The organism is Kitasatospora sp. NPDC101176 (genome assembly GCF_044768035.1).
In the GTDB taxonomy this organism is placed as follows: Bacteria; Actinomycetota; Actinomycetes; order Streptomycetales; family Streptomycetaceae; genus Kitasatospora.
Genome location: NZ_JBIWPA010000003.1, coordinates 292,702 through 309,743 on the forward strand (window position 1 = coordinate 292,702; position 17,042 = coordinate 309,743).

General features: G+C 76.4%; 18 protein-coding genes. 8 read left to right on the forward strand and 10 right to left on the reverse strand.

Annotated features, from left to right (window positions below; translation table 11 throughout):
* The first annotated feature begins 40 nt into the window (after window positions 1-40).
* From ACIRS1_RS06605 to ACIRS1_RS06630, 6 genes are all read left to right on the forward strand, one after another.
* Window positions 41-1,348, forward strand: a complete 1,308-nt coding sequence (locus ACIRS1_RS06605) for an MFS transporter (RefSeq protein ID WP_402837380.1) — start codon at window positions 41-43, stop codon at window positions 1,346-1,348.
* 806 nt (window positions 1,349-2,154) lie between these two features.
* The gene (locus ACIRS1_RS06610) at window positions 2,155-3,363 is read left to right on the forward strand and encodes an FAD-dependent monooxygenase (protein ID WP_402837382.1); all 1,209 of its coding nucleotides are present in this window, start codon (window positions 2,155-2,157) and stop codon (window positions 3,361-3,363) included.
* Between the two features lie 95 nt (window positions 3,364-3,458).
* The gene (locus tag ACIRS1_RS06615) at window positions 3,459-4,235 is read left to right on the forward strand and encodes a MerR family transcriptional regulator (protein WP_402837384.1); all 777 of its coding nucleotides are present in this window, start codon (window positions 3,459-3,461) and stop codon (window positions 4,233-4,235) included.
* Window positions 4,232-4,501, forward strand: coding sequence for a hypothetical protein (locus ACIRS1_RS06620; protein ID WP_402837386.1), 270 nt, complete (start codon window positions 4,232-4,234; stop codon window positions 4,499-4,501). Before ACIRS1_RS06615 ends, ACIRS1_RS06620 begins: the two co-directional genes overlap by 4 nt.
* A 180-nt stretch (window positions 4,502-4,681) precedes the next feature.
* Window positions 4,682-5,812, forward strand: coding sequence for a PP2C family protein-serine/threonine phosphatase (locus ACIRS1_RS06625; RefSeq protein ID WP_402837388.1), 1,131 nt, complete (start codon window positions 4,682-4,684; stop codon window positions 5,810-5,812).
* A gap of 38 nt (window positions 5,813-5,850) precedes the next feature.
* Complete coding sequence (locus tag ACIRS1_RS06630) at window positions 5,851-6,177, forward strand: hypothetical protein (RefSeq protein ID WP_360207017.1); 327 nt, start codon at window positions 5,851-5,853, stop codon at window positions 6,175-6,177.
* A 65-nt stretch (window positions 6,178-6,242) separates the two neighbouring features.
* On the opposite strand, the gene ACIRS1_RS06635 is transcribed toward ACIRS1_RS06630, so the two are convergent.
* Both ACIRS1_RS06635 and ACIRS1_RS06640 read right to left on the reverse strand, forming a co-directional pair.
* On the reverse strand, window positions 6,243-6,371 hold the full coding sequence (locus ACIRS1_RS06635) for a hypothetical protein (protein ID WP_387902769.1): 129 nt from the start codon (window positions 6,369-6,371) through the stop codon (window positions 6,243-6,245).
* 128 nt (window positions 6,372-6,499) lie between these two features.
* A complete protein-coding gene (locus ACIRS1_RS06640) occupies window positions 6,500-7,246 on the reverse strand; it encodes a DUF4232 domain-containing protein (protein ID WP_402837390.1) in 747 nt (248 codons plus the stop codon).
* A gap of 192 nt (window positions 7,247-7,438) precedes the next feature.
* On the opposite strand from ACIRS1_RS06640, the gene ACIRS1_RS06645 reads away from it, so the two are divergent.
* On the forward strand, window positions 7,439-8,695 hold the full coding sequence (locus ACIRS1_RS06645) for a helix-turn-helix domain-containing protein (RefSeq protein ID WP_402837392.1): 1,257 nt from the start codon (window positions 7,439-7,441) through the stop codon (window positions 8,693-8,695).
* A gap of 112 nt (window positions 8,696-8,807) precedes the next feature.
* Here the strand turns inward: ACIRS1_RS06645 and ACIRS1_RS06650 are convergent, their stop codons facing one another.
* From ACIRS1_RS06650 to ACIRS1_RS06675, 6 genes are all read right to left on the reverse strand, one after another.
* The gene (locus ACIRS1_RS06650; protein ID WP_402837394.1) at window positions 8,808-9,128 is read right to left on the reverse strand and encodes a GYD domain-containing protein; all 321 of its coding nucleotides are present in this window, start codon (window positions 9,126-9,128) and stop codon (window positions 8,808-8,810) included.
* A 340-nt stretch (window positions 9,129-9,468) separates the two neighbouring features.
* Complete coding sequence (locus ACIRS1_RS06655) at window positions 9,469-9,819, reverse strand: hypothetical protein (RefSeq protein ID WP_402837748.1); 351 nt, start codon at window positions 9,817-9,819, stop codon at window positions 9,469-9,471.
* A 4-nt stretch (window positions 9,820-9,823) separates the two neighbouring features.
* Window positions 9,824-10,198 (reverse strand): DUF6000 family protein, encoded by a 375-nt coding sequence (locus ACIRS1_RS06660; RefSeq protein WP_402837396.1) that lies wholly within the window; start codon window positions 10,196-10,198, stop codon window positions 9,824-9,826.
* Window positions 10,199-10,273: 75 nt separating this feature from the next.
* Complete coding sequence (locus tag ACIRS1_RS06665; protein WP_402837398.1) at window positions 10,274-11,596, reverse strand: cryptochrome/photolyase family protein; 1,323 nt, start codon at window positions 11,594-11,596, stop codon at window positions 10,274-10,276.
* Between the two features lie 188 nt (window positions 11,597-11,784).
* Window positions 11,785-13,281, reverse strand: a complete 1,497-nt coding sequence (locus ACIRS1_RS06670; protein ID WP_402837400.1) for a bifunctional phosphatase PAP2/diacylglycerol kinase family protein — start codon at window positions 13,279-13,281, stop codon at window positions 11,785-11,787.
* Between the two features lie 108 nt (window positions 13,282-13,389).
* On the reverse strand, window positions 13,390-14,886 hold the full coding sequence (locus ACIRS1_RS06675; RefSeq protein WP_402837402.1) for an SDR family oxidoreductase: 1,497 nt from the start codon (window positions 14,884-14,886) through the stop codon (window positions 13,390-13,392).
* Between the two features lie 186 nt (window positions 14,887-15,072).
* Here ACIRS1_RS06675 and ACIRS1_RS06680 point away from each other — a divergent pair, with 186 nt between their 5' ends.
* A complete protein-coding gene (locus tag ACIRS1_RS06680; RefSeq protein ID WP_402837403.1) occupies window positions 15,073-15,846 on the forward strand; it encodes a GNAT family N-acetyltransferase in 774 nt (257 codons plus the stop codon).
* A 42-nt stretch (window positions 15,847-15,888) separates the two neighbouring features.
* On the opposite strand, the gene ACIRS1_RS06685 is transcribed toward ACIRS1_RS06680, so the two are convergent.
* Window positions 15,889-16,323, reverse strand: coding sequence for a hypothetical protein (locus ACIRS1_RS06685; protein ID WP_402837405.1), 435 nt, complete (start codon window positions 16,321-16,323; stop codon window positions 15,889-15,891).
* A 32-nt stretch (window positions 16,324-16,355) separates the two neighbouring features.
* The gene (locus ACIRS1_RS06690) at window positions 16,356-16,811 is read right to left on the reverse strand and encodes a cupredoxin domain-containing protein (protein ID WP_402837407.1); all 456 of its coding nucleotides are present in this window, start codon (window positions 16,809-16,811) and stop codon (window positions 16,356-16,358) included.
* Window positions 16,812-17,042 lie beyond the last annotated feature (231 nt).

Here is a 17,042-nt window from a genome sequence, read left to right on the forward strand (position 1 = left end):
TGAGCGGTGAGCGGGCGTGAGCGGTGAGCGGGCGTGAGCGGTGAGCGGGCGCAGCCCGCAGCGGGACGCCGGCCGGGTGCGGGGCTGGGCCGGGGCGCTGGGCACCCGCGGGCTGCCCCCGGCGTTCTGGTGGCTGTGGGCCAGCACCCTGGTGAACCGCCTGGGCACCTTCGCCGTCCCGTTCCTGACGCTCTACCTGACCGTGGAACGCGGCCGCTCGGCGGCCTTCGCCGGGCTGGTCGCGGCGGCTTTCGCCGTCGGCGGCACGGGCGGCGCGCTGGCCGGCGGCGCGGCGGCGGACCGGTTCGGCTGCCGCCGGGCCCTGGTCGGCGCCCACCTGGGCACCGCCGCGGCGACGGCCGCACTCGGTCTGAGCACCGGCCCGGAGGCGCTGTTCGCGGCGGCGTTCGCCCTGGGCTGCACCACCGGCGCGGCCCGCCCGGCCACCGCCGCCCTGATGTCCGCACTGCTCGGCCCCGGGGACCGGGTGCGCGCCTTCTCCCTCGACTACTGGGCGATGAACCTGGGCTTCTCCGTCTCGGTGCTCCTGGCCGGCCTGGCCGCCCGCACCGGCTACCCGGTGCTCTTCCTGGCCGACGCGGCGGCCACCCTGCTCTGTGCGCTGGTGGTGCTCCTGCGTGTCCCGTCCCCACCGTCGCCTCCCCCGTGTGACTCCGGCACCGACGCCGCCGGAGGTCCGGCCCCGCGGCGGGCCCCCTCGCCCGGGCACCGGGCGCTGCTCGCCGACCGGCCGTTCCTGTGCTGCGTGCTGCTCTTCGTCCTGGTCGCCGCGGTGCTCCAGCAGATGACCACCATGCTGCCGGTCGCCATGGCCGCCGACGGGCTGAGCCCGGCGGCCTGCGGCACCGTCATCGCCCTGAACGGCGTCCTGGTCTGCCTGGCCCAGCTCCCGGCCGGACGCCTGTTCGACGGCCGTTCCCCGTTCCGCCTGCTGGCCCTGGCCGCGGCGCTGTGCGGCACCGGCTTCGGGCTCACCGCCTTCGCCGGCTCGGCTCCCGCCTACGCGCTGACGGTGGCGGTCTGGACGGCCGGCGAGGTGATCAGCGGCCCGGTCAGCCTGGAGCTGACCGCCCGTTTCGCCAGGGCCCGCGCCGCCGGCCGCTACCAGGGGGCGAGTGCCTTCGCCTGGTCGGCCGGGGGCGTCCTGGCCGCCGCCGCGGGCGGCTGGACGTACGACCGGCTGGGCCCCGCCGTCCTGTGGAGCGCGTGCGCCCTGGCCGGTCTGACCGCCGCCGCCGGCTTCCTCGCCCTCGCCCGCCACGCCCCGGCCCCAGTCCCATCCGACGGGCCCTCAGGCCCCGTCGGGGACCACCGGGTCAGGGAGTGATGCGGGAGGACGGCTCACTCAGCGGAGCCCGGCGGGCCGCACCAGGCGACCACGGTGACGGTGACCTCGCCTTCGCCCCTGGCCGTCCCGTGCCATCCGTGGGCGTCGCGGTCCTGCCCGCTGCTCCAGACGTCCGCATCGACTCCCGTGGCTTCGACAGCATGATCGACCACGTCGGGACGGTCCGAGCCGGGGCAACGGGCATCAGCAGTCGCTTCACCGATCCCGGTGGACACCGCTTGCACTCTTTCGGCGTCGGCTGCGCGAGCCGGTCCGACCGCCCCGAGCAGGGAACCCGCCACGGTGACCAGCACCACGACTCCCGACGCGATCATCCGCCTCAACTCGCTGCCCTCCCGCCATCCACGCGACTACCAGCACTCCCAGTTGTATGCGGCCACGTGCCAAGCCGATCGCCCGACCGCCCTCGCGGATCGCGTGTCGCGGAAGAGGTAGATCGGATGGGCGATTCCCCCGACGTCTTGGCGGGGTCCTTACCGTCATGTCCGACCGCCGAGGCGCGAAGGGCGGAGGCCGGCGAAGCGGCTCTCGGGCATCGTGTCGCCGGCGGGCGGGGCGGGCCGGACGCGAGAGCACTAGTGCACCGGCCTGCCACGCCGCCCCGGGACCGCCCGCACCACCGACCTGCGGGAAGGCGGCGCGCCGGGCCCGCACGCCGGGCCGAGGGCCCGCCGGGGGCTCCCCCGGGCGGCCGTCCAACCGCCCTAGTGCACTAGTGCATCAATTCCAAAAACCCGCACTACAGGGCTTGTTGAGCCCGACGCGTACGCCGTACATTTCGAGGCATGGAGAACACCGACATCCTCATCTCCGGCGCCGGCATCGCCGGCCCCGCCCTCGCCTACTGGCTGCGCCGCCACGGCTTCACCCCCACCGTCGTCGAGCGCGCCCCTACCCCCCGCCCCGGCGGGCAGGCCGTCGACCTGCGCGGCGCCGGGCGCACCGTCGTCGAACGGATGGGCCTGCTGGACCAGGCCCGCGCCCTGAGCGTCGACCAGCGCGGCCTCGGCCTGGTCGACCGCCGCGGCCGGCTCACCGCCCGCATGCCCGTCGAACTCTTCGGGGGCGAGGGCATCGTCTCCGAGATCGAGATCCTGCGCGGCGACCTCGCCGACCTCCTGCACCGGGCCACCGCCGACGACGTCGAGTACCGCTACGACGACACCGTCACCGCGCTCGCCGAGGACGCCGACGGCGTCACCGTCACCTTCGAGAACGCCCCCGCCCGCCGCTTCTCCCTCGTCATCGGCGCCGACGGCCTGCACTCCGTCGTGCGCCGCCTCGCCTTCGGCCCCGGGGGCGACCACTACCGCCCGCTCGGCGGCTACCACGCCTGGTTCACCGTCCGGGACCCGCGGATCGACCTCGACGGCTGGTTCCTGATGTACAACGCCCCCGGCGGCCTCGTCGCCGGCGCCCGCCCCGGCCGGCTGCCCGGCGAGGTCAAGGCCTCCCTCGGCTTCCGTTCCGCGCCCCTGGCCCACGACCGCCACGACACCGCCGCCCAGCAGCGACTGCTCACCGAACGCTTCGCCGGCGCCGGCTGGGAGGTCGACCGCCTGCTCGCCGGAATGCGCGAGGCCGACGACTTCGCCTTCGACTCCTTCGGCCAGATCCACCTCGACCACTACAGCCGCGGCCGCGTCGCCCTGCTCGGCGACGCCGGCTACAGCCCCAGCCCCCTCACCGGCCTCGGCACCAGCCTCGGCCTCGTCGGCGCCTACCTGCTCGCCGGCGAACTCGCCGCCGCCCGCGGCGACCACCGCACCGCCTACGCCCGCTACGAGGACCTGATGCGCCCCTACGTCACCCGCGCCCAGGAACTGCCGCCCGGCGGCCTCCACGGCTACGCACCCGACAGCGCCCTGATGATCCGCCTGCGCGCCGCCTCCATGCGCTGGATGGGCCGCTGGCCGCTGCGCGCGATCATGGCCGCCCAGTTCGCCAAGGCCGGCGACATCGACCTGCCCGACTACACCCCCGCCCACGCCTGAACCCCCGGCCGTGTCCGGAGCGCCCGGCCGTGTCCGGAGCTCCCCGCACCCCGCCGACTTGCACCTCACGCGACGTCAGGAGGAATCCTCGTGCCATGCCCACCGAACAGACCTGGAAGGTCGGCCCGCTCGCCGAGGCGAGCGGCCTGACCGTACGCACCCTGCACCACTGGGACCAGATCGGCCTGCTCCAGCCGTCCCGCCGCACCTCCTCCGGGCACCGCTCCTACACCGAGCAGGACGTCGTCCGCCTGTACCAGATCCTCGCCCTGCGCCGCCTGGGCTTGGGCCTGGACACCATCGGCACCTGCCTGGACGCCGGCGTCGACCCCGTGCGGCTGGTGCGCGAACACCTCACCGCCACCGAGACCGCCCTCGCCCACCTGCAGGACCTGCACGAGCGCCTCGCCCACCTGCACACCGAACTCACCGCCGAGCGCCGCCCCGACACCGCCGCCCTGCTGCGCCTGCTCCAGGCCATCGGCGCCACCGGCCCCTCCACCGCCCCCGGCGCCGAACAGGCCCTGCGCCGCCACCTCGACGACGACCAGCTGCAGGCCCTGCGGGACCACGCCGCCGCACTCGGCCCGGCCACCCACTACCTGCTGGAGGTCGAGTGGCCCCAGCTCTACCGGCGCGCCGAAGCCCTGCGCACCGCCGGGGCCCCGCCCACCGACCCGCGGGTGCGGCGCATCGCCGACCGCCTCGACGAACTCGGCCGCCTCTTCAGCGGCGGCGACGCCACCCTGTCCGCCGGGGTGCGCACCGCCTGGTGCGAGGACCCGGCCGCCCTCTCCGGCACCCCCGACGCCCCCGCCGACGAGTGGGCGCAGCTGGGCGAGTTCCTCGACCAGGCCCGCAGGGCCCGATGAGCGCCGCACCGCGGCCGTCGGCCGCCGCACCCGACCGTCTCCCGCCCCGCGGCGTCACCTCCCACGGCGTCATGCCGAGCGGTGTGCGCCTGCGCGTCGCCCTGCTGTCCGCCCTGCCCGTACTCGGGCTGTGCGCGCTGGTCCTGACCCCGCTGGCGTGGGCCGGCCTGCTGCCGTGGGCGGTGCCGCCCTCGGTGCTGGTGGCCGCGGGGGTGCAGGCCTGCGTCGTCCACCTGCGTCTGGGCCGGCGCGCCCCGGGGGCCTGAGCGCCCTGAGCGCCGTGAGCACTCCGGGAGCCTGGACACCGCCGCGCGGCCCGTACGGGGGGCGGGCCGCGCGGCGGTGCACCCGGACCCGCCCCGGGCCCCGCCCGGCCCCGGGGCCGCGCTCGCCCGGACAGGCGGGTTCCGTTGGCGGCCCGCCGGGGCCGCCGGTATGCCTGGGGGATGGTGCGGCGGCGAGAGGGCGGCGGGGTGGGCGGTAGCGCGGACGGGTACGGCGCCGAGGCCGAGGCACGGGCGCCGGGCAACCGGACGGTGGTGCTGGGGGTGCTGGCCTCCACCGCCGTGGTGCTGCTGGCGCAGGCCGCGACCGGGACCAGCGCCCGGCTGGTGCTGCTGCTGGTGTTCCTGCCCGCGCTGCTGGCCGGCCTGGGCACCCTCGCGCAGACGATCGCCGTGTCCGTGTGGGTGGCCGTCGTGGTGGCCGTCAGCACGGTGCTGTTCCCGCCGACCTCGCTGGAGGCCCGGGCCGGGACGCTGGTGGCGGTGCTGGGCGCCGAGGCCGCGCTGGTGGCCCTGTGCGCACGGCGGATGGGGCGCGAGCGGCAGCTGTTCCGGATGCGCCAGAGCGCCGTCGCCCTGCAGCGCCAGCTGCTGCGCCCGCTGCCGGTGCTCACCCCGGACGTCCAGGTGTTCGGGCTGTACCGGCCGGTGGAGGAGGACGCCATGGTCGGCGGCGACCTGTACGACGTCGCCGACACCCCGTACGGCACACGGGTGCTGGTGGGCGACGTCCAGGGCAAGGGCCTGCCCGCGATCGGGGCGGGCTTCGCGGTGCTGAGCGCCTTCCGCGAGGCGGCGTTCCGCGAGGCCGCGCTGACCGCCGTCGCCGACTCCCTGGAGGCCGCCGTGCAACGGCACAACGCCTACGCGGCGCAGGCCGGGGAGAACGAACGGTTCGTCACCGCGACCGTGCTCGGCCTGGAGCGCGGCCCCGAGGTGCAGGCCGTCAACTGCGGCCACCTGGCCCCCTACCTGCTGCACCGGGGCCGGGTGGAGACGGTGGACCTGGCCGCCGGGGTGCCGCTGGGGCTGGCCGAACTGGCCGGGGAGGTGCGCACCGTGCAGTGGTTCGCGCTGCCCGAGGACGGCGTGCTGGTGCTGCTGACCGACGGGATCACCGAGGCCCAGGACCGCGACGGCGAGTTCTACCCCGTCGAGGAGGGCCTGACCGCCCTGGGCACGACCGCGGCCTCCCTGCTGCCGCAGGCCCTGGACGGCGCCGCCCGGCACTGGAGCGGGGGCCGGCGCCGCGACGACGTCACGGTGCTGTCCCTGCGCCGGACGACGCCGTAACGGGGACGCGGGGCGGCCGTCGCGCCTATGTTCTCCTCATGGACCCGCTCACGCTCGACTACGACAACCTCCACCTGCGCGTGGACCGCGGGGTGTTCGAGCTGTTCCGCCTGGACTCGGCCGAGGCCGGCTTCCGGGTCCCGCTGCGCTGGCTCGGGGCGCTGGTGCACTACCGGAAGCCGGGCAAGCCCGGCGAGCTGTTCGTCGGCGTCGTGCACGATCCGGACGCCGCCCTCTACGGCACCGACCGGCAGGCCTTCCGGGTCTCCCGCTGCCCGTCCTCCCGGATCCCGCCCGGCGACGAGGCGCTCCTGCGCGCGTACTTCACCCGGGTCGCCGCCCTCGCCGACCGGCGGGTGGACTGACCCTGTGCCAGGTGCCCGACGCCCGGGAGACCGGGGGGCCGGGGGCCGGGGGCCGGGGAGCGGCCTCAGCGCCGGGTGACGCCGGCCTCCCGGGAGAGTTCCGGGTCGTCCGGCCCGCCGAGGAAGAGGACCCTGAAGGCCGTGCCGACGTAGACGACCAGGAGACGGGCGAGGCTGCGGGTGGCGGTGTGCACGGTGGGTACCTGCTTCCTGCTTCGGGCCGGGTGCTGCGGGCTGTCGGGTCGCCGGGGCTCCTCGGGCTGCCGCCGGTCCTCGGGCTGCCGTCTGGGCGGGCTGCCGTCGGGCCCGGGTGGTGGCCGTGTCACCAGGAGACGGCGTCGTCCATCGACTGCTGCCAGTAGGTGACCTTGAGGGAGTCGTCCACGTAGCTGCCGCCCGCGGGCAGCGCCGGGTGGGCGGCCGCGCCGACGCTCTCGTTGCCGGACGGGCCGTGGAAGGAGACCGCCAGGGACGTCACGGTGTGGCCGTGCGCGCCGTTGCCGCCGTCGGTGGAGGACAGGTTGACGGAGGCGTAGCCGGACTCGCCGGGCTTGAGCGTGACGACGGCCTGCGGCTTGGAGTCCTCGATGACCGGGGGCACGGCCTGCGCCTCGCCGAAGCGCACCGCCGGGTAGCCGTAGAGGTAACAGGTGCCGGAGCCCGTGTTGGTGACGGTGAGCAGCATGTGGTTCACGGGGCGGTTCAGCGGGGCGGCGACGGTCTTGGTGGTGGAGCCCTCGCAGATGCCCGGCTTCCCGGCGGCGGGGGCGGGGCTCTTCGGCACGGCCGGGGGCGCGGCGGCGGTGGTGGCGGGCGCGGCGGTGGCGGGGGCGGGCTTCGGGGCGGCGGACGGGGGCACGGGGGCCGGGGTCCCGCCCGCGGGGGCGGGGGCCGGGGCACCGGCGGTGGTCCCGGTCCCGGCGGCCGTGGGCGAGGCGGCGGCCTTCAGCGTCGGGCCGGTCGCCGTCGCGATGTCCCCGCTGTCGTCGCACGCGCTCATCGAGAGGGCGGCGAGCGCGACGCCCGCGGCGGCGGTGATCAGACGGGTGCGTGAGGTGCGGACGGACACGGTCCGGCCCCTTTCGGTGGGCGTTCGGTGGGATGGCCGAAGCTTGCGCGGTGATCCGTCCCGGCCGCTACGCCTGACGCCATGATGAGTAGGGTGGAACGGCGAACAGGGCTCTGACCAGCGGGAGTGGAACCGGCCTGGAACGCCGGAACGGGACGCCCGGGAGGCGCCGGGGAACGAAGGGGGCAGGTCGTGGAGGGCACGGGGGCCGCGGAGACGGCGGAGTTCGCGCGGCTGCTGAGCGAACTGAAGGCCCGTTCGGGGCTGAGCTACGGGACGCTGGCCAAGCGGCTGCACACGAGCACGTCCACGCTGCACCGCTACTGCAACGGCACGGCGCTGCCCAACGAGTACGTGTCGGCGGAGCGCTTCGCACGGGTGTGCCGGGCGACCCCGGACGAGCTGGTGGAACTGCACCGGAGCTGGATCCTGGCGGACGCGGCCCGATCACGCCGCACGGACCGGGCCCCGGAACCGACGCCGGACGCCCCGGGCCCCGTGGAAGCACCAGCACCGCCCGCACCGTCCGTGCCGTTCACGGACGGCGAGCCGGTCACCGCGACGGCGGCGGACCCGGCACCGCCTGCACCGCCCGCACCGGTACGGCGCCGCCGTGGCGCCCTGATCGCCTCCGCCGCGGCCGTCGTCCTGCTGACCACCGCGGTGATCGTCGCGCGCCCCGCCCTCCGCGGCGACGCCGACGGTGCGACCGACCGTCGGACCACCGCCGCCACGCCGGCGACGACGGCCGCGCCGGCCCCACCCGAGACACCCCTCCCCGTCTCCCCCGCCCCCGCGGCACCCGTCACCCCGACGACCACCCCGACCGCCACCCCGACCACCGACGCGCCCGCGCCCCTCACCGTCGGCGTCCGCCCCTACGTCTACGACGACCCGTGCAGCCAGCACTTCCTCGTCGACAGCACCCCCGCCCACGTCGGCCCGCCCGCGCCCGAGCGCGACGCCCCGCGCTGGGCCGCCGCCTACGGCGCGGTCTCCTCCGGCGAACAGGAGATCGCCCTCACCGTCCAGGGCACCGGAGCGGACACCGTCGTCCTGGAGGCCCTGCACGTGCGCGTCACGGCCAAGGGCGCCCCGCTCGCCTGGAACGACTACGCGATGGGCGTCGGCTGCGGCGGCGTGGTCGACACCAAGTCCTTCGACATCGACCTCGACCGGGGAAGCCCCGTGATCACCGTCAAGGGCGGCCAGCGCGACTTCCCCTACAAGGTCAGCAAGTCCGACCCCGAGGTCTTCTACGTGACCGCCCACACCAAGGCGCACGACGTCCGGTGGGACCTCACCCTCGACTGGTCCAGCGGCACCCGCCGCGGCACCACCCACATCGACAACCGCGGCACCCCCTTCCGCACCAGCGCCGACGTCAACCGCCCCGGCTACGACTACCCCCCGGGCACCACCGAGTGGACCAGACGCACGGACGGCTGACGAGTCGGTGCGTCATGGCGGGCGGTGCCCGACCCGGCTGCCCGTGCGATGCCGGGCGCCTGCCACCGGTTCACCGTGCGGCCCGAGCGGCGCAGCCCCGGCGTGGAAGTGGTCAGGCGCCGGGCGCCCGGAAGTCGACCGTCCGCCGGGCCGCCGTGTCGATCTGCTCCGGGGTGAGCAGCTGGACCACGCTGGACTGCAGGGCGCCGCTGGCCCGGACCGTCATCGAGACGGCCGCCATCGACTCCTCGTCCGGCAGCTCGATCACGCAGTACAGGTCCGTCTCGCCGAAGGCGAAAGCCAGCCACTCCAGCGTGCCCCCGCAGGAGGCGACGACCCTGCGGACTGCCTCCACCCGGCCCGTACCGCCGTCGGAGAGCAACCCCGCGGCGCCCTGAGCGGTGTAGCCGGCCCGGACCAGGTACTTCGGCATCTCGGTCTCCCGTCCTGCGAAGGCGCCGCGGGCACGACGCCATCCCCACGATCGGGCAGCGCACACCGCGCGGGCCACCGGGAGACCCCCGAACGGCGCAGACCTGCGCGCGGTGAGGCGGTAGTCGGCGTCGGATCCCAGGGCGTTGCGGCCGGGTCCGGGCCACCGCCTTCCGGGCCCGGGAACTCGCCCGCCACGACGCCTGGACCGAGGAGGAGGTCACGTGGGGCCCGAGAACACGGCGGCCGCCATCGCCGCGCGCCACCGGCAGACCGCTGGCGCGCTGGTGCGGCCACCGGGGCTCGGGCTCCCTACGTCGACGTGTCAGCCGAGCCCGGGTTCACAGCCACCGCTTGGCCGCTTCGAAGCTGTCGCCTCCGCTGGTGTTGAAGGCGATCGCGGCCTTCGGCGCATGCCGCCGGACCAGATTCACGGCCTGCTCGAACAGCGGCAGAAGTGGTTCCGGCTTGCGGATTCCGCCGCCGATGACGACGACGTCCCACTCGCGCTCGGACAGTGCGGTGACCATCGTGGACTCGGCCGACTCGTCCAACGCGATGAGCGCCATGGACGCGTCGATGGCGTGGCCGCCGAACCGTGTCAGCTCCTGGTCGAGGGCCGCACGGATGACGGCCCCGTCCATGCCGGGCACCGCGTGCGGGTCGATTCCGAGAATGAGAACTGACGGCATGCCATCAGGGACGATCAAGCGACGGTGCTGGTTCCCGGGACCGGACTACGTGACGTTTGCCCTGGGCTCCGGTCCGCGGTCCGCGGCGCGCAGCTGTGGCGAGCAGCAGTTCGCCGAGGGGTTCGCGGAACCCGGTCCTGCGGGCGGCGGCGATGAGCCGGGCCGCGGTCCTGCGCTCACGCCAGCCGCCTTCGAGCAGGACGGCCAGTTCATTCGGCGTGATGTCCGCGGCGGCCTCGCCGAGCTGGCGTGCGGCGTCCGCGCGTTCGTGCCCGGTCATGCGCAGGAGGCTGCCGTCGAGTCTGGGGTAGCGCCGGTCGGGCGTGACGTAGCGGCGGACGAGAGCCTGCAGCTCGGGGTCCTCGTGGGCGTGGCGCATGGTCGCGTCCTGCCTTGCGCGGAGCCCGTCCGACCAGGGCATTGATGACCGGCAGCCGGCCGGGGCGGCCGGGGCTCAGGCGGTTTCGTGCATGCGGGCGGTGAGGGCGTCGGGGGGCAGCAGGGGGGCCGGGTAGTCGGCGGGGCGGTGGGCGAGGTCCCAGGGGCGGTGGACGGCGCGGCCGGGGACGTCGGCGAGTTCGGGCAGCCAGCGGCGCACGTAGGTGCCGTCGGGGTCGTAGCGGTCGGCCTGGCGCAGCGGGTTGAGGACGCGGTTGGGGCGGGTGTCGGTGCCGGTGCCGGCGGCCCACTGCCAGTTGAGCTGGTTGTTGGCGACGTCGCCGTCGACGAGCAGGGAGAGGAAGTGGTCGGCGCCGGGGCGCCAGTCGTGGCGCAGGGTCTTGGTGAGGAAGGAGGCGGTGAGCAGGCGGGCGCGGTTGTGCATCCAGCCCTCGTGGGCGAGTTGGCGCATGGCGGCGTCGATGATCGGGTAGCCGGTGCGGCCCTCGCGCCAGGCCCGCAGTTCGTGTTCGTCGTCGTACCAGGCGTAGGGGCGGGGGCGGTAGTCGTGGTGGGCGGTGTCGGGGCGGGCGGCGAGGACCTGGTGGTGGAAGTCGCGCCAGGCGAGTTGGCGGATCAGGGCGGCGGCGCCGGGGGTGTCGGAGCGGGCGGCGTGGTGCAGGACCTCGGTGGCGGACAGGCAGCCGAAGTGCAGGTAGGGCGAGAGGCGGGAGGTGGCGTCGGCGGCGAGGTCGTCGTGCAGGTCGGCGTAGGGGGTCGGGTCCCAGGTGCGCAGGCGGCGGCGGGCGGCGCTCTCGCCGCCGGGGGGCAGGCCGGGTGAGGTGCCGGCGGGGGCGGTGGGCAGCGGGTCGCCGGCCGGGCCGTCGGGGGTGGTGAGGGTGCGCGGGGCGGGCAGGACGGTGCGCCGGACGGCCTGCTGCCAGGCGCGGTGGTAGGGGGTGAAGACGGCGTAGTGGTCGCGGCCGGCGGGGGTGACGCGGCCGGGCGGGACGACGGTGAGCGCGCCGTCGTGCAGGTGGAGGCGTTCGCCGAGGGCGCGGCGCAGGGCGTGTTCGCGGCGGGTGGCGAAGGCGGAGACGCCGGCGTTGGCGTGGACGGTGTCGGCGCCGCATTCGGTGGCCAGGCGGGCGGTCTGTTCGGCGGGGTCGCCGTGGCGCAGGACGAGGCGGGAGCCGGCGGCGCGCAGGGCGCGGTCGAGGTCGGCGAGGGCGTCGGCGAGGAAGGCCTGGCGGTTGGGGGCGGCGAAGCCGGCCCGGTCGACGGCGGGGTCGCGCACGAACAGCGGGACGACCTGGTCGGCGCGGGTGCGGGCGGCGTGCAGGGCGGGGTTGTCGTGCAGGCGCAGGTCCTGGGTGAACAGGACGACGGCGGTGCTCATCGGGGCCTCGTGCGGTCGGGTCGGGGGCGCGGCGGGGTGCGGGCGGGGGTGCGCGCGGGTGCGGCCGGCGGCGGGGGTCCGCCGGCCGCACCGGATCTTCGGAGCCGCGGGGCGCGATGGATTGGATGCCCGGTCCAGGCCCCCGGTCCAGGCCCCCGACCGGGCCCGGACCAGGCCGTACGCCCGGTTCAGGCGGTGCGCGGGGGCCGGTAGACGGTGAGCGCGGCGCGGGCCTTGGACAGCCGCAGCGCGCCCTTGGCGGGCACGCTCTCGCCGTCGACGGCGATGCGGTCGGCGTCGCCGAGGGAGTCGAGGTCCAGGGCGCCGAGGCGGACGGACTGGTAGACGCGGGAGCGGTGCAGGGTGCCCGTGAGGAAGGCGGCGGCCAGGCGGGTGCGGGCGAAGGGGTGGCCGGCGTCGACGACCCGGATGTCGAGGTGGCCGTCGGCGAGGGCGGCGCGGTGGGTGGGGGCGAAGCCGGGCGGGTCGTAGGCGCCGTTGCCGGCGAACAGCAGCCACAGCCGGCGGGGCCGGCCGCCGGCGTGGACGGTGACGGGTTCGGCGCTCGGCAGCAGGCTCGCGACGGCCGCCGCCAGGGCCGGCCACTTGCCGATGCGTCCCTCCAACTTCTCGCGCCGGCGGACGAGTTCGGGGTAGATGCCGAGGCTGAAGGTGTTCACGAAGACCCGCACCTCGGTGTCGTCGGCGGCCAGGCCGAGGTCGACGGCGACGGCGTGGCCGGCCTGGACGGCGTCCGCGGTGTCCCGGTGGGTGGTGGCGCCCAGGTCGAGGGCGAAGTGGTTGAGGGTGCCGCCGGGGAAGACCGCCAGCGGCAGGCCCCGTTCGACGGCGAGGGCGGCGGCCAGGTTGACGCTGCCGTCGCCGCCGCACACCCCGAGCGCGCCGCCGGCCTCGGCGGCGCGCTCGGCGGCCCCGGCGAGCATCGCCGCCAGGTCGTCGTCGGGCCCGCACAGCCGCACGTCCGCCTCGGGCAGCAGGGCGCGCAGCCGGGCGGCCTCCTCCTCGGGGTCGGTGCCGAGCGGGGAGCCGTTGCCGGAGCCGGCGTTGACCACCACCGCCAGGCCGCGCCCGCCCGGCAGGGCCGGGGCCGGGCGCCGGGCCGGGGCGGCGGGCGGCGGCACGTCCACCGAGCGCGGCCACCAGCGCAGGGTCAGGACGGCGGCGGCGGTGCCGAGCGCGACCCCGGCCAGGACGTCGCCGGGGTAGTGCACGCCGGTGTAGACGCGCGAGAGTGCGACCGCGGCGGCGACCGGGGCGACGGCGGCCCCCAGCAGCGGGGACTCGATGGCCACCGCGGTGGCGAAGGCGGCGGCCGAGGCGGAGTGGCCGGAGGGGAAGGAGGTGGTGACGGGCTGGCGCACCAGGCGGCGCACCGCGGGCACCTGGTCCAGCAGCGGGCGGGGCCGGCGGGTGGCGTGCTTGGCGACGGTGTTGGCGGTCAGCGAGGCCAGGGCGAGCGCGCCCAGGCCCCGCAGGGCGGCCCGGCGTCCGCTGCGCCCCCCGGTCGCGCCGAGGACGGCGGCGGTGCCCGTCCACAGCACCCCGTGGTCGGCGGCCCGGCTCAGGGCGCGCAGCCAGGGGCGGGCCCCGTGCAGGGGGGCGGCGGCGAGGCGGTCGAACAGGGCCCGGTCGATGGCGTCCAGTCGTGTCATCCGCAGCTTCATTGGGTGAGCCTAGGCACGGGATGGGGTGCGGGGCCACGGGGCGGGTGGGCCCGGGCGTGTCGGGGGCGGCGCGGGGACGGGATGACGGTGCGTCAGATGTTCGGGGTGTCAGTCGGGTTGGCCGGCGCGGGCGGTGATGTTGCGGGCCATGGCGCCGAACACCAGGGTGTGCAGGGGGGCGATCGACCACCAGTAGAGGTGGCCGGCCAGTCCGTGCGGGTGGAACAGCGCCCGTTGCTGGTAGAGCGCGCCGCCGTCGCCGTCGGGGGTGACCCGCAGTTCGAGCCAGGCCAGGCCGGGCAGGCGCATCTCGGCGCGCAGCCGCAGCAGGCGGCCGGGTTCGATCTCCTCGACGCGCCAGAAGTCGAGCGCGTCGCCGACCCGCAGCCGGTGGCGGTCGCGGCGGCCGCGGCGCAGGCCGACGCCGCCGGCCAGGCGGTCCAGGAGCCCGCGCAGCGTCCAGGCGACGGGCAGCGAGTACCAGCCGTTCTCGCCGCCGACGCCTTCCACCACCCGCCACAGGGCGGCGGGGTCGGCGGCCACCCGGCGCCGGCGCAGGTCCTGGTAGAGGCTGCCGCCGGCCCAGTCGGGGTCGGTGGGCAGCGGGTCGCTGGGGGCGCCGGGCGGGGAGGCGGAGGACCAGCGGGTGGCGACCTGGGCGTCCTGGATGCGTCGCAGGGCCAGTTCGACGGCCCGGTCGAAGCCGGTCAGGCCGCCGGGCGGGTCGGGCACCCAGCGGACGATGTCGTGCTCGCGGCACACCACCTCGTGGCGCAGCGACTCCACCAGCGGGCGGGCGAGCGAGCCCGGGACGGGGGTGACCAGGCCGACCCAGTGGCTGGACAGGGCCGGGGTGAGCACCGGCACCGGCACGATCAGCCGTGGGGGCAGGCCGGCGACCTCGGCGTAGTGGCGCATCATCAGGCGGTAGGTGAGGACATCGGGGCCGCCGATGTCGAAGGGGCGGTCGACGTCGGGGGGCAGGGTGGCGGCGCCCACCAGGTAGTGCAGGACGTCGCGGACGGCGATCGGCTGGATGCGGGTGTCGACCCAGCGGGGGGTGACCATCGCCGGGAGGCGTTCGGTGAGGTGGCGCAGCATCTCGAAGGAGGCGGAGCCGGAGCCGATGATCACCGCGGCCCGCAGTTCGGCGGTGGGGACGCCGCCGGCCCGCAGCAGGCGGCCCACCTCGGCGCGCGAGCGCAGGTGGGCGGAGAGGTCCCGTTCGGCGACGCCGGCGGGCAGCAGGCCGCTGAGGTAGACGATGCGGTGGGTGCCGGCGGTGCGGGCGGCCGCGGCGAAGGCCTGGGCGGCGTGCCGGTCAAGGGTTTCGAAGCCCGGTCCGGTGCCCAGGGAGTGGATCAGGTAGTAGGCGACGTCGATGTCGTCGAAGGCGCCGTGCAGGGTGTCGGGGCGGGTGACGTCGCCGGCGACGGCCTCCACCTCGGACCGCCAGGGCTGGTCGCGCAGCCGTCCGGGGTCGCGGGCCAGGCAGCGCACGCGGTGGCCGGCGGCGAGCAGTTCGGGCACCAGGCGTCCGCCGATGTAGCCGGTGGCGCCGGTGACCAGGCAGCGCAGCGGTCGCGTCGGGGTCGGCTCGTCCACCTGCGGCTCCTCTCGTGCGGCCCCCCGGGGACGGCGTGTCCCCGGGCCCCGCCAGGCCCGGGGGCGCCGCCCGGGTATTCGGAGCGGCCGGGGCCGGGGATTGGGCGGGGGTCGGGGGTCGGGGGTCGGGGGCTGAAGGGCTGGAATCGGCCCCAGGGACGGGTCCGGGCTCCTAGGGTCGGCGTCATGTCGAGTCCCGAGCTGGAGCGGATCAACGCCTTCCTGTCCACCTTCGCCCGGCGCCAGGCCCGCCGCACCGTCGACGTGCCCGGCGGGTTCGCCGTCTTCGACGACGACTTCGCGCTCTCCTACGCGAACAACCGGCTGGTCGTCGACGGGACGCTGCGGACGGTCGCCCCCGGGGCGCTGCCCGCCCTGGCGGACGAGGTGCTGGGCGGGCTGCCCTACCGGGTGGTCTCCGTCCTGGACGACGAGGTCGCGCGGGCGTGCGCGCAGCCGCTGGCCGGGGCCGGGTACTCGCACTCCCGGTACCTCGTCATGCTGCACACGGGGCCGGTGCCGCGGGCCGTCCGGTCCGCGCGGGAGGTGGGCCTCGGGGAGCTGTGGGAGCCCGTCGGGCGCAGCTGGGGCCGGTTCCTGCCCGACGCGGACGGCGAGCTGCTGCGCCAGTTGGTCGAGCGGCGTGCGGCGCGTCCGCGGGGCGCGGCCGTCGTCCGTTTCCTCGCCTCTCTCGCGGACGACGGCGAGGTCGCGTCCTGGGCCGACCTCTACCTGGACCCGGCGGCGGGCGTCGCCCAGGTCGAGGACCTCGTCACCGCCGGGGCCCACCTGCGGCGCGGCCACGCCGACGCGGTCCTGGCCACCGCCCTGCGGATGGCCGCGGACGCCGGCTGCACCACCCGCTTCCTCACCGCGGACGCGCAGGACTGGCCGCGCGGGTGGTACGGGCGCCGCGGTTTCACCCCGATCGGCCACCACCACGCCTTCCAGCGCACCTGACCCCGTCGGCCGGCCGCGGCGGGGGCGGGGCGCCGGGGCCGGTCACGGCGGGGCGGGGTGCCGGGCGGCCCGGTGGCGCAGGGCCAACAGCGTGGCGAGGGCCAGGACGGCGGCGGCCTGGGCCCAGGCGGTGAGGGTCTTGTCGGTGAACCAGACGGGTTCGTACATGTTCGGCAGCGGGCCGAGCTCCCCGACGTCCACGTAGCGGTAGAGCAGGAGGGCGGCCAGGCCGGCCGCGGCGACCACCAGGGCGTAGAGGTCTCCGGCCCGGTGGCGCCAGAGCAGGACGAGGAGGACGGCGAGCGCGGCGGCGCCGGCCTCGATGCGGAACAGGGTGCCCTGGCTGATGCTCGCGGAGACGGCGTCGTACTGGTCGGCGAGGCGGGCGTGCACGGCGGCGTCGACGGCGAGTCCGGCGGCCGCGACCAGACGCAGGAGCAGCGGCAGGAGCCTGGGGGGCGGGGTGGGGGTGGCCACGGTGGCGGCGGGTTCCTTCCGGGTGGCCGGGGTCAGGAGACGGTGAGGGTGCCGTGCATGAACGGGTGGATGGTGCAGATGTAGGGGTGTGCGCCGCTCTGCTGCGGTGCGGTGAGGGTGGCGGTGGCGCCGGGGGCGATGGTGCCGGAGTCGAAGCTCTTGTCGTCGGCGGTGAGGGTGTGGGCGGTGCTGTCCTGGTTGGTGACGGTGAAGGTCGTGCCGGGGGCCAGGGTGAGGGCGGCGGGTTCGAACTGGAAGTTCCTGATGGCGACGTGGGTGACGCCGTTGGCCTGGCTGGGCGAGACGCTCGGGGAGGCAGCCGTGGTGGTCGGGGACGGCGTCCCGGCGCTCGGGCTGCCCGTCGCCGCGCTCGGGGAGGCGGCCGCGGTGGTCGGCTGGGCGGGCTTCGTCGAGGAGCTGGAGCAGGCGGCGAGGACGCCGGCCAGCAGCAGCGTGCCGGCGGCGCGGGACAGGCGGGGGACGGTCACGGCGGTGCTCCGTTCGCGGGGGTGCGGGGTGTCGGGCGGTCGGGCGGTGGTGGTCGGGCGGTGGTGGTCGGGTCGCACGGGCCGTCTGCTGTCCGGTGGTTCCTTCCGTCCCCGTCCCGGTCCGGCCGCCCCGTCGCGTTCCTTCGATACCGTCGGACAGCCGCCCGCCCGCCGGACCCTGACGGGCGGTGAATTCACCGGCACGGGTGAACGCGCCGGGGCGACCCGGCC

Bases quoted from the DNA above. Each gene is read 5' to 3' on its own strand.
- ACIRS1_RS06610 (WP_402837382.1), top strand. From the start codon at position 2,155: ATGGAGAACACCGACATCCTCATCTCCGGCGCCGGCATCGCCGGCCCC.
- ACIRS1_RS06615 (WP_402837384.1), top strand. From the start codon at position 3,459: ATGCCCACCGAACAGACCTGGAAGGTCGGCCCGCTCGCCGAGGCGAGC.
- ACIRS1_RS06620 (WP_402837386.1), top strand. From the start codon at position 4,232: ATGAGCGCCGCACCGCGGCCGTCGGCCGCCGCACCCGACCGTCTCCCG.
- ACIRS1_RS06625 (WP_402837388.1), top strand. From the start codon at position 4,682: ATGGTGCGGCGGCGAGAGGGCGGCGGGGTGGGCGGTAGCGCGGACGGG.
- ACIRS1_RS06630 (WP_360207017.1), top strand. From the start codon at position 5,851: ATGGACCCGCTCACGCTCGACTACGACAACCTCCACCTGCGCGTGGAC.
- ACIRS1_RS06650 (WP_402837394.1), bottom strand. From the start codon at position 9,128: ATGCCGAAGTACCTGGTCCGGGCCGGCTACACCGCTCAGGGCGCCGCG.
- ACIRS1_RS06655 (WP_402837748.1), bottom strand. From the start codon at position 9,819: ATGCCGTCAGTTCTCATTCTCGGAATCGACCCGCACGCGGTGCCCGGC.
- ACIRS1_RS06660 (WP_402837396.1), bottom strand. From the start codon at position 10,198: ATGCGCCACGCCCACGAGGACCCCGAGCTGCAGGCTCTCGTCCGCCGC.
- ACIRS1_RS06665 (WP_402837398.1), bottom strand. From the start codon at position 11,596: ATGAGCACCGCCGTCGTCCTGTTCACCCAGGACCTGCGCCTGCACGAC.
- ACIRS1_RS06670 (WP_402837400.1), bottom strand. From the start codon at position 13,281: ATGAAGCTGCGGATGACACGACTGGACGCCATCGACCGGGCCCTGTTC.
- ACIRS1_RS06680 (WP_402837403.1), top strand. From the start codon at position 15,073: ATGTCGAGTCCCGAGCTGGAGCGGATCAACGCCTTCCTGTCCACCTTC.